This is a genomic window from Candidatus Binatia bacterium, from assembly GCA_036563615.1.
Classification (GTDB): Bacteria; Desulfobacterota; Binatia; order UBA12015; family UBA12015; genus DATCMB01.
Genome location: DATCMB010000004.1, coordinates 132,935 through 146,745, shown reverse-complemented (window position 1 = coordinate 146,745; position 13,811 = coordinate 132,935). Strand labels below are relative to the sequence as shown.

Annotated in this window: 10 protein-coding genes and 1 pseudogene; 5 read left to right on the top strand and 6 right to left on the bottom strand. The window is 73.4% G+C overall.

Annotated elements, in window-relative coordinates; all coding sequences use genetic code 11:
• On the bottom strand, nt 1-1,428 hold the full coding sequence (locus tag VIS07_00630) for an NAD(P)/FAD-dependent oxidoreductase (GenBank protein ID HEY8513999.1): 1,428 nt from the start codon (nt 1,426-1,428) through the stop codon (nt 1-3).
• Between the two features lie 305 nt (nt 1,429-1,733).
• On the opposite strand from VIS07_00630, the gene VIS07_00625 reads away from it, so the two are divergent.
• Nucleotides 1,734-3,020 (top strand): acetyl-CoA C-acyltransferase, encoded by a 1,287-nt coding sequence (locus VIS07_00625; GenBank protein HEY8513998.1) that lies wholly within the window; start codon nt 1,734-1,736, stop codon nt 3,018-3,020.
• Between the two features lie 71 nt (nt 3,021-3,091).
• On the opposite strand, the gene VIS07_00620 is transcribed toward VIS07_00625, so the two are convergent.
• Nucleotides 3,092-3,949: an isoaspartyl peptidase/L-asparaginase gene (locus VIS07_00620; protein HEY8513997.1), complete on the bottom strand. Its 858-nt coding sequence runs from the start codon at nt 3,947-3,949 to the stop codon at nt 3,092-3,094.
• A gap of 143 nt (nt 3,950-4,092) precedes the next feature.
• Between VIS07_00620 and VIS07_00615 the strand changes: the two genes are divergently transcribed.
• The gene (locus VIS07_00615) at nt 4,093-5,052 is read left to right on the top strand and encodes an Hsp33 family molecular chaperone HslO (GenBank protein HEY8513996.1); all 960 of its coding nucleotides are present in this window, start codon (nt 4,093-4,095) and stop codon (nt 5,050-5,052) included.
• A gap of 16 nt (nt 5,053-5,068) precedes the next feature.
• On the opposite strand, the gene VIS07_00610 is transcribed toward VIS07_00615, so the two are convergent.
• A complete protein-coding gene (locus VIS07_00610) occupies nt 5,069-6,187 on the bottom strand; it encodes a DGQHR domain-containing protein (protein HEY8513995.1) in 1,119 nt (372 codons plus the stop codon).
• Between the two features lie 338 nt (nt 6,188-6,525).
• On the opposite strand from VIS07_00610, the pseudogene VIS07_00605 reads away from it, so the two are divergent.
• Nucleotides 6,526-7,821: pseudogene (locus tag VIS07_00605) on the top strand (wax ester/triacylglycerol synthase family O-acyltransferase).
• Here VIS07_00605 and VIS07_00600 read toward each other — a convergent pair.
• Entirely contained in the window at nt 7,757-9,718 is a 1,962-nt protein-coding gene (locus tag VIS07_00600; GenBank protein ID HEY8513994.1) for a sulfatase-like hydrolase/transferase, read from the bottom strand. The pseudogene VIS07_00605 and the gene VIS07_00600 overlap by 65 nt on opposite strands.
• Nucleotides 9,719-10,366: 648 nt before the next feature.
• On the opposite strand from VIS07_00600, the gene VIS07_00595 reads away from it, so the two are divergent.
• Together VIS07_00595 and pgl are read left to right on the top strand one after the other, a co-directional pair.
• Complete coding sequence (locus tag VIS07_00595; GenBank protein ID HEY8513993.1) at nt 10,367-12,205, top strand: hypothetical protein; 1,839 nt, start codon at nt 10,367-10,369, stop codon at nt 12,203-12,205.
• Between the two features lie 103 nt (nt 12,206-12,308).
• Nucleotides 12,309-13,010 carry a 6-phosphogluconolactonase gene (pgl, locus tag VIS07_00590; protein ID HEY8513992.1) on the top strand — a complete coding sequence of 234 codons (702 nt, stop codon included), beginning with the start codon at nt 12,309-12,311 and terminating at the stop codon, nt 13,008-13,010.
• 35 nt (nt 13,011-13,045) lie between these two features.
• Here pgl and VIS07_00585 read toward each other — a convergent pair whose 3' ends face one another.
• Complete coding sequence (locus VIS07_00585) at nt 13,046-13,279, bottom strand: hypothetical protein (protein ID HEY8513991.1); 234 nt, start codon at nt 13,277-13,279, stop codon at nt 13,046-13,048.
• A gap of 1 nt (nt 13,280) precedes the next feature.
• Nucleotides 13,281-13,715: a CBS domain-containing protein gene (locus VIS07_00580; protein HEY8513990.1), complete on the bottom strand. Its 435-nt coding sequence runs from the start codon at nt 13,713-13,715 to the stop codon at nt 13,281-13,283.
• Nucleotides 13,716-13,811: the final 96 nt, after the last annotated feature.

Below are 13,811 nucleotides of genomic sequence, written 5' to 3'. Positions count from 1 at the left end.
CTAGAGCCCGAGCTCCTCGAGCAGGCGCAGCCAGATCTCGCTGACCGTCGGATAGGACGGCACCGCGTGGCGGAGTCGCTCGAGCGGCACCTCGCCCGCGATCGCGACGGTCGCGGCGTGCAGCAGCTCGCCGACCGCCGGTCCGACCAGCGTCGCGCCGACGAGCACCCGTCTGCTCTGGTCGACGACGACGCGCGCCCGCCCGGCGTAGCCGTCGGCATAGAGCGACGCGCCCGCGACGTGGCCGATGTCGTAGTCGGCGACCCGCACGTCGAAGCCGCGCTCGCGCGCCTGCGCTTCGGTGAGACCGACCGACGCGAGCTCGGGCTCGGTGAACACCACCTGTGGCGTGGCGAGGACGTCGGCGGTCGCGGCGAGCTGCGACCAGGCGCCACCGTCGGCGCCCGGATCGCGCACGCGCGCGTGGATCGCGTCGCCGCACACCCGCGCCTGGTACTTGCCCATGTGCGTCAGCAGCGCGCGGTGATTGACGTCGCCCGCGGCGTAGAGCCAGCCGCCGGCGATGCCGCGCACGCGCAGGCTGTCGTCGACGTCGAGCCAGCTCCCGGGCTCGAGGCCGACGGTCTCGAGCCCGATGTCGTCGGTGCGCGGCGCGCGTCCGGCCGCGACCAGGATCTGGTCGCACTCGACGGCATCGCCGTCGGGCAGCACGAGTCGGAATGCGTCGCCGCGCCGCTCGACCGCGGTCGCGCTCGTCTTGGTGCGCACGCGCACGCCGCGCGCTTCGAGTGCCGCGCGCAGGATCTCGCTCGCGAAGCGCTCGAAGCCCGGGACGAGGCGCTCCGCGCGTTGCAGGATCGTCACCTCGCGCGCGCCGAGCGCCCGCCACACGACCGCCATCTCGCACGCCACGACGCCGCCGCCGAGGATCGCGAGCCGCGCGGGCGCGGAGCGGGCGCTCGTCGCCTCGCGGCTCGTCCACGGCTTCGCCTCGGCGAGGCCCGGGACGTCGGGGATGGCGGCGCGGCTGCCCGTGCAGATCGCGACGGCGTGACGCGCCCGCAGCTCGGTGCGGCCTCCGTCCGCGTGCTCGACGACGACGCGGCGTTCGCCCGCGAGGCGCCCGCGTCCGCGCACCAGGTCGATGCCGGTGTCGACCAGCCACCGAACCTGTCCCGCGTCGTCCCACTCTGCGGCGAAGTCGTCGCGCCGCGCGAGGACGGCCGCCACGTCGAGCGCGCCGGTTGCGGCCTCGCGCGCACCCGCGACGGCGCGCGCGTGCTCGAGCGCGTGGATCGGGCGCAGCAGCGCCTTGCTCGGCATGCACGCCCAGTACGAGCACTCGCCGCCGACCAGCTCGGACTCGACGATCGCCGCCGACAGCCCGTGCCCACGGACGCGGCCGGCGACGTTCTCGCCGGTCGGCCCGGCGCCGAGCACCACGACGTCGTACTCGCGCGCCTCCACGTCAGGCCTCGCCGGACGTCGCGCGCGGGGCGCGGATCATGCTGGGTATGCTTGACGCGAGACCGGCAACGGCTGCGCGCGCGGGATGCGGCTTCGGGTGAACGAGCATCGCGACCTCCTGCGCCGGCTTCCCTCCAGCCGCCGACGCTGCCGGGGACGCGTCGAGCCTGCCACGCGCGGTACGCTGATGCAGCTCCCGTCGGAGCGTTGCTTGAGCGTTTGGCGTGCGGGAGCATGAGCGCACGGAACGTCCGCCGATCGCGTCGTGCGTCGCGGCGCCTCGCGCGGCGCCGCGGATGCGAGCGATGGACGGTCAGCAGGTGAGACGCGAACCGGTGTGGCTGGTGGCGGGCGTTCGCACGCCGTTCGTCCGTGTGGACGGCCCGTTCGCGGGCCGCGACGTGCTCGCGCTGTCGGTTCCGGTCGCGCGCGCGATGGCCGAGCGCGCGACCAAGGGCGGCATCGACCTCGGCGTGTGGGGCGCGGTGGTGCTGAACCTCGCCTACAACAATCTGGCGCGCGAGGTGTGGCTCGAGGCCGGTCTCGACCCGCACGTGCCGACGTTCACGACGAGCCTGCAGTGCAGCACGAGCATGGTCGGCGTGCTGCAGGCGGCCTCGATGCTGGGCAACGATCTGCAGCTCGCACTCGTGGGCGGCGCCGACAGCCTGAGCCGCGTGCAAGTCGGACTGGGGCAGGAGCTGTCCGACTGGCTGCGTCGCCTCGTGCAGGCGCGCGACCTGCGCGAGCGCATCGCCGTGGTCAGCGAGATCCGCCCCGGCGACATCCGCCTCTACGTGCCCGCGATCAAGAACCGCACGACCGGCAAGAGCATGGGCGAGCACTGCGAGGACATGGCGAAGCAGTGGCGCATCGGCCGTCGCGAGCAGGACGAGCTCGCGCTCGAGAGCCACCGGCGCGCCGTCGCGGGCTGGGAGCGCGGCTTCTTCGACGACCTCGTGATCGAGCTCGACGGCGTGCATCGCGACGGCTTCCCGCGCGCCGACACCTCGCTCGAGAAGCTCGCCAAGCTGCCGCCGGCCTTCGATCGGACGAGCGGGCAGGGCACGATCACCGCGGGCAACAGCTCGCCGCTCACCGACGGCGCGGCCGCGATCTGGGTCGCGACGGACGAGGGGCTCTCGCGCCTGCCGGGCGAGCTGCCGCGCGCGCGTCTCGTCGACTGGCAGGTGCAGGCGATCGACCTGCGGACGGAAGGCTTGCTGATGGCTCCGGTGGCCGCGATCCCGCGCCTCCTCGCGCGCAACGGGCTCACGTTCGGCGACGTCGCGCTGTGGGAGATCCACGAGGCGTTCTCGGCGCAGGTCGCTTGCCACCTGAAGGCGCTCGCCGACCGCGACTACGTGCGCACCAAGGCGGGCGTCGAGCACAATTTTGGCCCGTTCCCGGTCGAGCGGATGAATCCGAACGGCGGCAGCGTCGCGCTCGGCCACCCGTTCGGCGCGACCGGCGCGCGCATCCTGAGCCAGGCGGTGAAGGAGCTCGCCGCGATGCCGCGCGGCTCGCGCGCCGTGGTCAGCATCTGCGCCGACGGCGGGCAGGGGAGCGTCGCGTTGCTCGAGAGCGCCTGAGGGGCGAGACCGGCGCTCGCGCCGTGTGCGGCGTGGTCGCCGCGCAGGCGACGTCGCGTCACTCGCCTGGGTCACGCCGGCGCGGCGACGTCGCCCGTGCGCGCGGCCGTCGGCATCGCCGGCGTCGTGTGCGCGACGCCGATGCGCCCGCCCGGATCGATCAGGATCAGCCCGCCCTGGTGGCCCGTCCGCGCGCGCATCTCGTCGAGCGCGCGACGCGCGGCCTCGTCGACGCCGACGCCACGGGACACGTGCTCGAGCGCGCGGCGCACGAGCACGACGCGGATGATCGCCTCGCCGGTGCCGGTCGCCGAGCCAGCGCCGAGGCGATCGTCCGCGTAGGTGCCGGCGCCGATCACCGCCGAGTCGCCGATGCGTCCGGCGCGCTTGCCCATGAGGCCGCCGGTCGACGTCGCGGCGGCGAGCGTGCCGCGCGCGTCGCGCGCGACGGCGCCCACCGTGTCTCCGGACGCTGCGACACGCGCCCGCCAGCGCTCGCGGATCGGCTCGGTGACGAGATCGTCCGGCGCGCACAGCCGCACGCCGTGCCGGCGGGCGAGCTCGAGCGCGGTGTCGCCGACGAGCAGCACCTCGCGCGCCTCGCGGCGCACGGCGTCGGCGAGCAGCACGGGGTTGGCGACGCCGCGCACGGCGCCCACGGCGCCCGCGGAGAGGTCGGCGCCGCACATCACCGAAGCGTCGGTCTCGACCACGCCGCACGCGGTCAGCACCGAGCCGAGCCCGGCGTTGAAGAAGGGATCGTCCTCGAGGACGACCACCGCGGCGAGCACCGCGTCGAGCGCGGAGCCGCCGCGCGCCAGAACCTGCCAGCCTGCGTCGGCGGCGCGCTCGACCCCGCGCCGCCGCGGCTCGACCTCGTCGGGGCGCTCGACGCCGGCGCCGCCGTGCACCACGATCGCGGCCTGCACGCGTCGATTGTCGGGCGGCGGGCGGACGCTGTCCAGCGCGCGAGCGTTGCACGAAAGGCAGCGGGAGAGCTGACGCACGCTCGCGCGTGTTCGCCATGCGCCGCCGTTGGCCGTGCCGCGCCGGACGGGTAGGGTGGGCGGGTATGGCGGACGAGTCGAACGAGAGCGCCACCGAGCGCTACAAGCGTCAGCGTGCGGAGCGCCTGGCCGGGCCGCCGGACTACCTCGAGCCCGCGCCGCCGCTCACGCGCGACACCATGTGGCGCGGGCTCACGCGGGCCGGAGAGATCCGTCTGCTGGTCGCCCGCACGACGCAGACCACGGCGCACATCGCGGGCCGGCTGCACGCGAGCCGCGACGCGACGCGCATCCTCGGCGAGCTGATCTCGGCCGGGCTGCTCGTCCGCTCGACGCTCAATCCGTACGCGCAGTTCCAGATGCTGCTGCGCAACCCGGGCAGCGCCGGGCGTCTGGTCGTCGACGTGTGGGAAGGCGAGGAGGGCCTGCGCGCCGCGATCGCCCACCCGGGCGTCGTCGAGGAGCGCGACGGTCCGCTGATCCACGACGGGCTGCTCGAGGTCGTGCGCGTGACGCGCGACTCCGCGGCCTATCGCTCGAGCTTGCAGTACGCGGCCGGCGGAATCGGCGCCGCGGTCACCGAGTACCTGATGCGCAGCGAGCAGATCGTCGCGCTGGTCAACGTCGAGACCGCCTTCGACGGCGGCCGCCTGCTCGCGAGCGTCGGCTACCTGGTACAGCTCATGCCGGAAGGGACGCGGGCCGATCTCGACCGCCTGCTCGCCAACGTCGACGCCGCGGGGCCGCTGCACCTCGGCATGACCGAGGACGATCCCGACGGCCGCGCCTGGGCGTCGCGACTGCTCGACGGCTTCGGCTGGGATCAGGTGGCGCGCGAGACGCCGCGCTTCAAGTGCCGCTGCTCGCGCGAGCGGCTGCTCGCGGCGCTCGCGACGCTGCCGCGCGAGGACATCGAGGAGCTCGTCGAGTCCGGCGAGCCGACGGTGTCGACCTGCGAGTACTGCAACGAGACCTACACGCTGAGCGTGCCCGAGCTGCAGATGCTCTTGACGCCGCAGCAGTAGGCGGCGCGCTGCGCCGTCACTCGTCCTTGGGCGGACGCGCGGTGACGCCGATCGCGTTCGCGAGCGCGCGCTGGATGATGCCGACGCGCTCGACCTGGCCGCGCGCGGCGAAGCGCTCGTAGAAGCCTTCCTCGCGGAAGTCGGGGATCATCGCGCGCCACGGCTCGAGCAGGCCCTCGAACGCGCGCTGGCGCTCCGCAGCTTCGAACGTCCGCGGCCCGCGCGGGCTCTTCAGGTAGTCGCCGAGGACGCGCAGCATCGCCATCAAGGTGACGTCGGTCGTGATGCGGTAGCGCGGGTTGTCCCACGCCTCGCCGAGCACGCGGCGCGCGGCGCGCAGGAAGTCGCGCGTCACCTCGTACAGCGCCTTCGGCTTCGGCTCCTCGCCGAACAGCCGCGGGTTGCGCTCGGCGACGCGGCGCAGCTCGCGGAACAGGCTCGCCTGGCGAATCCAGCGCTCGGTGCGCCGGTGCCGGCCGAGCATGTCGACCTTGCGGTGCAGCGGCGAGTCGGTCTCGGTGTAGTGCATCTGCACCGCCTTCGCCGCCGCCTTGTCGAGCGGCGTTGCGCGCTGCAGGCGCTCGTAGAGGTCGATCAGGTGCGAGCGGTTGAGACGCGTCGGCGTCGAGTTGATGATGACGAACATCTCGACCGCGAAATCTTGCTGCGACTTGTCGAAGATCACGCACGGCACGTCGATCTTCTCGAGCGACGCCGGATCCTTGCGTCCGAGCACGTCGAGCCCGGCGAGGCGGTGCTGGCCGTCGATGATCAGGAACGGCTCGCGCGGGTCGTGCAGGTTGCCCATCAGCTCGGAGCCCGACGACGGATCGAACGCGAGGCGCTCCGGCGTGTAGAGCAGCACCGCGCCCGGGATCAGCGGCTGTCCCTTCGGGTCGGAATAAAATTCGACGATCTGTCGCACCTTGCGCGCGTACGGGCGACGCTGGAAGAAGCCGCTGCCCGACTGCACCTTGCGAAAGAACTCGAGCACCGCGTCGTCGGCGCCGCTGTCGGGTTCGACGTCGTCGGCGTAGGACTTGCCGGCGAACTGCACTTTGCGGAGCAAGTCCGACGCCCGGTAGGCCGCCAAGTAGAAAACGCTCTCCTTCTGCCGCAACCGGATGGCAAGCATGTCCGCCTCCTCCCTCCGTCCGACCTAGGGGCGCTTTTCCTTATCGCGAACCGCCACCCGGCTCCATCCCGCGGCGGACGTCCGGAGCCGCTTTTCTCCCCTCGGACTCTGTGCCAAGCAGCGCTCAGGGCCCGCAGCGAAAGGAGTGCTTGTGGCGCGCTACGCATACGAGCGGCTGTCCGCGCTCGACCAGTCGTTCCTGCTCTACGAGGACGGCTGCAGCCACATGCACGTCGGCTCGACGGCGATCTTCGACGCCGGCCCGCTCTCGACGCCCGACGGCGGCATCGACATCGAGCGCATCCGCGAGTTCGTCAACGTCCGGCTGCACCGCATTCCGCGCTACCGCCAGAAGCTCGCCTACGTGCCGCTTGAGCGGGCAGCCGGTGTGGGTCGACGACGACCGCTTCAACCTCGCGTACCACGTCCGCCACACGAGCCTGCCGCGCCCCGGCGACGAGCGGCAGCTCAAGCGGCTCTCGGCGCGCATCGCCTCGCAGCAGCTCGACCGCGGCAAGCCGCTCTGGGAGGTGTGGATCGTCGAGGGGCTCGCGGGTGGGCGCTTCGCGATGATCAGCAAGGTCCACCACTGCATGATCGACGGCGTCTCGGGCGTCGACCTGCTCGAGGTGCTGCTGTCGATCACGCCGGAGAGCGAGCTCGAGGAGCCGCCCGCGTACATCCCGCGCGGCGTGCCGGACAAGATCGAGCTCTGGCGCGACGACCTGCTCGACAAGCTCGGCGCGCCGCTGCAGCTCGCGGGACGGCTCGTGCGCGACCCGCTCGGCCTGGCGAGGTCGGCCAGCGAGGGCGCGCGGGCGCTCGCCGAGACCGTGCTCGCCGGCATGACGATGCCGTCCGAGACGCCGATCAACGAGGACATCGGTCCCTACCGGCGCTTCGACTGGCTGACGATCGACCTCGACCGGATGAAGGAGGTCAAGAACCAGCTCGGCGGCTCGCTCAACGACGTGGTCCTGGCGACGGTGGCGGGCGCGATGCGGCGCTTCCTCGGGCGCCGGCGCGTGAACCCGTCGAGCCTGCGCTTCCGCGTCATGGTGCCGGTGAGCGTGCGCACCAGCGACGAGCGCGGCACGCTCGGCAACAAGGTGTCGGCGTGGTTCGCCGACCTGCCGATCGCCGAGGGCGACCCGCTGCGGCGCTACGCGCTCGTGCAGGAGACCTGCGCGCGGCTCAAGCACTCGAAGCAGGCGATGGGCGCCGCGGTGCTGGCGGCGGTCACCGAGTGGACGCCGTCGACGCTGCTCTCGCTCGCGGTCCGGCTCGCGCACCGCGGGCTGCCCTTCAACATGGTGGTGACCAACGTGCCGGGGCCGCAGATCCCGCTCTACCTGCTGGGCTCGCGGATGCTCGAGATCTATCCGCTGGTGCCGCTCTTCGGGCGGCTCGGCCTCGGCGTCGCGCTGTTCAGCTACGCCGGACGGCTGCACTGGGGCTTCAACGCCGACTGGGACGTCGTGCCCGACCTGCACGACGTCGTCCGCTGCGTCGAGGACTCGTTCGCCGAGCTGCACGCCGCGGCGCGCGCGGACCGCGGAGCAGGGCGCGTCACCGGCGCGCCGTGGGAGCCGACGCCGCAGGTGGCGCGCGAAGCGGCTTCGCCGCCGACGTGACGCTCACCACGCCGGAGAGCGTCAGGTCGAGGAGGAGCTGCTCGCCGTCGGCGAGCTCGAACCGCTGCCGCAAGGGCCGCAGCGGACGGGAACCGCCGGCCGTCAAGCGATAGGCCCCCGCAGGCAGGTGCTCCGCACGGTAGCGGCCGTGCGCGTCGCTGCGAACGACGACGAAGGATCGATGCGGGGCGCCGCCGCTCAGCATGATCGTCGCGTCGGCGACCGGTGTCCCGAGCGCGTCGCGCACCATGCCGTACACGCGGCCCGTGCCCGGTGCCGCCTTCCCATTCGTCGCCGCGACCAGCGGCGTGTAGGTGCCGAGCGCGTGCAGGGGCAGGTCGAGCGGAACCTTGTACCAGAGCGGCCCCCAGCGCAGTCCCTTCGCCCCGCGCAGCGCGGTCAGCTGATAGCTGCCGTGCGGCACCGCGGCGAACACGAACTCGCCGCGCGGGGAGGTCTGCACGCGCAGGCGCACGGGCTTGCGGTCGTGCGTGCGGCCCCGGAGCTGCAGCGTGACGCCGCCGAGCGGACGGCCTTGCAGGTCGGTGACGCGACCGGCGGCCTCGAGGCGCTGCGGCCCGTGCGTGAGCGCGGCCTCCCAGGCGTCGATTCGACCGCGCATCTCCTCGAGCACGTCGGGACGCTCGCCCGCGATGTCGAGATCCTCGTACGGATCGGTCGCGATCGCGTACAGCTCCTCGCGCCCGTCATCGAAGCGGATGTAGCGCCAGGTCCGCGTGCGGACGAAGTGGCCGCGGTTCGCCGGCTGCGTGCCGTTGTAGCGTCCGACGATCGCGTCGCGCCCGACCGGGGTGCCGCTGGTGATCGCGTCGACCAGGCTCAGGCCAGGGCGGTCGTCGAGCGGTTCCGCGCCGGCGAACTCGAGGATCGTCGGCATGACGTCGAGCAGCGAGACGAGATCGTGGCGCACGACGCCCGCCGGCACGCGTCCCGGCCAGTTGAAGACCAGCGGCGTGCGGAAGCCGAGCTCGTACAGCGTCCCCTTGCCTTTGCCGGCGCCGGCGATCGGCTGCGTGATGCCCCAGCCGTTGTCCGAGAGATAGATCAGCAGCGTGTCGTCGCGCAGGCCGCGCGCGTCGAGCTCCGCGACCAGCTCGCCGACGAGCGCGTCGAGCCAGGTGACGTTGGCGTAGTAGGCGATCTCGGCCGCGCTGAGACCGAGCGCGACGTACGGCGCCCGCAGCTCGTCCGGCGCGTCGAACGGTGTGTGCGGCAGCTGCGGCGCGAACCAGAGGAAGAACGGCCGGTCGGAGGCCTCGTCGAGGAACTCGCGCAGCGGGTCGAGCGCCTTGCCTTCGGTGAAGCCCGTTCGTCCGAAATCGCTTCCCACCGCGGCGAGCAGCTCGCCCGGGCCGGTTGCGAGCCCGTGCGTGAAGCCGGCGTTCGCGTAAGTCGACTCCCACATCTTGCCGCCTTCCCACGACAGGTAGCCGTGCCGCGCGAGCTCGCGCGGCAGCGTGCGGACGTGCGTGACGCCCTGGCGGAAGCCGAACGGACCGATCCGCGCTTCGACCGCGGCGACCTCCGCGTCCCACTGCTGGGGATGAAGGCCCGCGAGCACCGAGCGCAGCGACGGCACGCAGGTGCTCGCCGTCGCGTGCGCGTTGTCGAACACCGTGCCGCCCGCAGCGAGCGCGTCGAGGTGCGGCGTCTGGACGTAGGGGTCGCCCATGAAGCCGGAGTACGGCCAGCCGTGGTCGTCGCCGATGATCAGCACGACGTTGGGCGGCCGCTCCTGGGAGGCTGCGGGCGCGACGACGCCGGCGAGCAGCGCGAGCGCGAGGAGCGCGAGCGCGAGCGCGCGCCGCAGCGGGCTCGGCGAGCGTCGGGGAAGGGAGGCTCGGTCGCTCGAGAAGTCGGGTTCCGGGTGGCGCACGTCGTGTATAAAACAGGAAAGACACGAGGCAGACAAGCCGTCGTGAAGAGATTTTGTAAGCCGAGACAATGCGCCAGATCGATTCGGCGCGCACAGCCGTCGTGGTCGCGGGCGAGAGGCGAACCCGAGCATGTGCTCGAGCGCAGGTGGCTCGGGCCAGAGACATCGCTCGCTGACGGAGGCGTCGCGCGCCGACGCCCGGATGCGATTCCGCGAGCGCGGGCGCCGACACTCCGATGCTGCGAGCGCGCGGTTGACGCTGCGCACCGCCGTCCTCCATGATCGCGCCGATGTCCCGGACGACCGACGCGCGCTGCAGGAGGGCGGACCGCCATTCGCGGTGACGACCTTCTCCGTCCGCGCGCTGGCGCGCGACGCCGACGCGACGACCATCGCGCCGGCGCGCCACGGGCAGAGCACTCGGCGCTCCGCGGCGATCGCGCGCACGGACGCGCGCACGCTCGCGCGACCAGGCTCCGCGCTCTGAGCGGCGTCGCGCTGGCGCTCGGCGTCCTCCTCGCGACGCCGCAGCCCGCGCCGGCCGAGGACCCGCCGCCCGCGGCGTCGTTCGCGGCGCTGGTCGCCGAGCTCGACGAGGCACTGGAGCACGCCGAGAAGGTCGCGCCCGCCCTCGGGATCGAGCCCAGCGTGCAGGCCGCCGTCCGCGCGTGCGCGCCGCTGCGCGCCGCACCGGACGCCTGCAAGCTGCCGGACGACGCCTGCGCGGCGGCGCTCGTCGAGATCTACCGTGCGCTGCGCGACGCGCGCGCGCGGCTCTCGCCGCGTCGCGCGGCGGCGGCGGACGTCGTGGTGAGCGACGTCGTCGCCGTGGCGACGCGGCTCGCCGACGCCCGCGCCGCGCTCGGACGCGGCGCCTGCGATCGCATCGCGCCGCCCGGCGCCGTCGCGACGCAGATGCTGCTCGGGGACGACGCGCGCACGGTCCTCGTCCGTCCGCTGGTCGCGCTGCGCGCGGGGCGAAAGTACGCGCTCGTCGCCTACGGCGCCGGCGAGCAGGAGATCGGGGCGCTGCGCGCGTCGGTCGTGCCGCGGCCGGAGGGCGAGGCGATCGCGATTCCGGAGGAGGCGTTCGCGGGCCCGGCGGCGTCGGCGTTCGCCGGCGACGTCGGCGGCGTTTCGGCGGCGCGCACCGAGCAGGTCGTCCACCGGCTCGAGCGCGAGGCCGCGGCGATGCCCGGGCTCGGGCCGTTCTCGGGCGTGCGCGTCACCTTGCCGGAGCCGCTGCGTCCCGAGCAGATCGGGCGGCTGCGCTTCGCGTTCGTTCCTGCCGACGAGGCACCCGCCGCGTCGATCGTTGCGGTCTACCGCGTGCTCGATGCGCGCCGGAGCCTGCTCGACTACCGCGCGCGGCTCGGCGCGCTCGAGTGCGCGGCGTCAACGGTCGAGGACCGCGACGTCAAGCAAACCCTCGGTGCGGGTCTGCCGCACGTGGCGCGGCTGCTGCGCGGCACCTACCGCTCGCTCGACCTCGGCGACGCGGAGGGCGGGGCGGCGCGCGCGCTCGGCCTGCCGGCGGGCGACGCGGCGCTCGTCGAGCGGCCGTATCTCCTGGCGCTGCCGGCGAACGTCGGGCCGGAGACGCCGCTCGTGATCGCGGTCGACGGCCACGCGGGCAGCGCGGCGCGCATCCTGAGCCGCCACGCCGACGCGCTCACCGAGCGCGGGATGGCGGTGCTCGCCGTCGAGCTGCCGTACCACGGCGAGCGTCGCGTCGAGGGACGCGCGTTCCTCGACGTCCTCGATCCGGCGGCGCTCGGCCGCAACATCCGTCAAGCAGCGGTCGACGTGCTCGCGGCCGTGCAGGCGGCGAGCCGCTGCGGGGTCGGCGAGAAAGACGGCGAGGCGCTGCGCTTCACCGATCTGCGCTACCTCGGCTACTCGCTGGGCGGCATGGTGGGCGCGATCGCGCGCTCGGTCGAGCCGCTGCTCGGCACAGCGGCTCTGGTCGCACCGGGCGGCGACATCCTCGGCTGGCTCGTCCTGCGCATCGGACCGGAGCTCGGCGCGCCGTACGTGACCTGCCTCGGCGGCGCGCAGGAAGGGCGGAGCTGCCTCGAGACCCGGCAGTGCGCGCCGCCCGGGGCGTGCATCCCGGACCCATACTTCGAGCGGCTCCTCGTCCTTCTCGCGCTGCCGTACGAGATGGCGGCCGCCGGCGGCGACCCGCTGAGCTACGTGACGCACCGGACCGGCAGCGCGAGCAAGGGGCGGTTGCTGCTGGTCACTGCCGGGGAGGACGCGGCGCTCTACCCGGCGCTCGCGACGCGGCTCGCCGACGCCTACGGGCTGCGTCCGACCGCGCCGCACCGCCGGCGCGGACCGCGCACGCAGATGGTGCAGTGGCCGCAGTACGCGCACGACCTGTTCGACTATCCGGGCGTGCGCGCGCAGGTCTACGAGTTCCTCGCCAGCGACGGGCGTCGGCTGATGGTCGCGCAGCCCGCGCCGAACGGGGCAGCGAGGTAGCTCGCCGTCGAGTGTTCGGGCCCGGCGCCGCCGGGTGTGGCGTCTGCGCGCTTCCACCCGCGCGTCGAACGTGGTTGGCTGAGCCGAAGCAAAGGAGCGGACGATGGAGATCCGCATCGAGGAGGATGCCGCGGCGGTGGCGCGCGCCGGCGCGGAGCTCGTGGCGCGGGCGGCGCGCGAGGCGATCGCGGCGCGGGGCGCGTTCCACTTCGCGGTGAGCGGCGGACGCACGCCGTGGGAGATGATGCGCGAGCTGGTCGGCGAGGACATCGCGTGGGACAAGGTGCACGTGTTCCAGGTCGACGAGCGCATCGCGCCCGAGGGCGACCCGGACCGCAACATGACGCACCTGCGCGCGAGCCTGCTCGCGTACGTTCGGATCCCACCGGGAAACGTGCACGCGATGCCGGTCGAGCGCGACGATCCGGAGGCCGCGGCCGCAGACTACGCGCGCACGCTCGCCGAAGTGGTCGGGTCGCCGCCCGTGCTCGACCTGGTGCACCTCGGCCTCGGACCCGACGGCCACACGGCGTCGCTCGTGCCCGGTGACGCGGTTCTCGAGGTCACCGACCGCGACGTCGCGGTGACGTCGAGCGTCTACCAGGGCCGGCGTCGGATGACGCTCACGTACCCCGTGCTCGAGCGCGCGCGCGAGGTGATGTGGCTGGTCGACGGCGCGGCCAAGGCGGAGATGCTCGCTCGCCTCGTCGCCGGCGACGAGACGATCCCCGCCGGTCGCGTGCACGCGGTCCATGCCACCGCGATCGTCGACACGCTCGCCGCGAGCCAGCTACGTCAGAGCTGAATCTGCTGGTCCGAGTGCGTGCCGCGAAACGCGCTTCACGCGCGGTCGCGGATGCTCGACTCGCCCATGCTCCGGGCGCAGCTCGCGCAGCAGAAGTAGTGTCCGCTCGCCTCGACGCCGTGGCCGAGGATCATGCAGCCGCAGTGCTGGCAGCGCGGCGCGAGCGCGTGCGCGGCGCACTCGAAGCTGTCGAAGACGTGCGTCGCGCCGGCGGCGATGACCTCGAACGACTTGTCGTAGTCGTTGTGGCACACCTCGCAGCGGGCCATCTCAAGCCCCCAACGCGAGCGCCGGCTCGGACACCGCCTCCATCACCTCGATGACGTGCTCCGCAGGGCCCTTGGTCGCGAGGTCGGCCTGCGCGAGCATGCCGCAGCACAGCCCGTCGTCGTCGACGACCGGCAGGCGGCGCACCTGGTGCTGCTCCATGAGCTCCGCGGCCTGATCGACCGTCATGTCGGGCCGCGCGGTGATCACCGGGCGCGACATGCAGCGCGATGCCGGCGTCCCGATCGGGTTCGTGCCCTGCGCGACCATGCGGCAGACGATGTCGCGGTCGGTGACGACGCCGATCGGCCGTCCCAGCTCGTCGCACACCGGGATCTCGCCACAGTCGAACTTCACCATCATGCGCGCGACCTCGCGCAGGTCGGTGTCCGGTCCGCAGTAGACCGGATCCGGGCTCATGATCTCCTCGACGAGCATGCTTCACCTCCCTCGTCAGACGAGCACCGTGGTTGAGGGTCGGTGCGTGAGCACCGAGCCACCCAGCTCGACGTGCAAGACGGCGGCCGCCGCGCG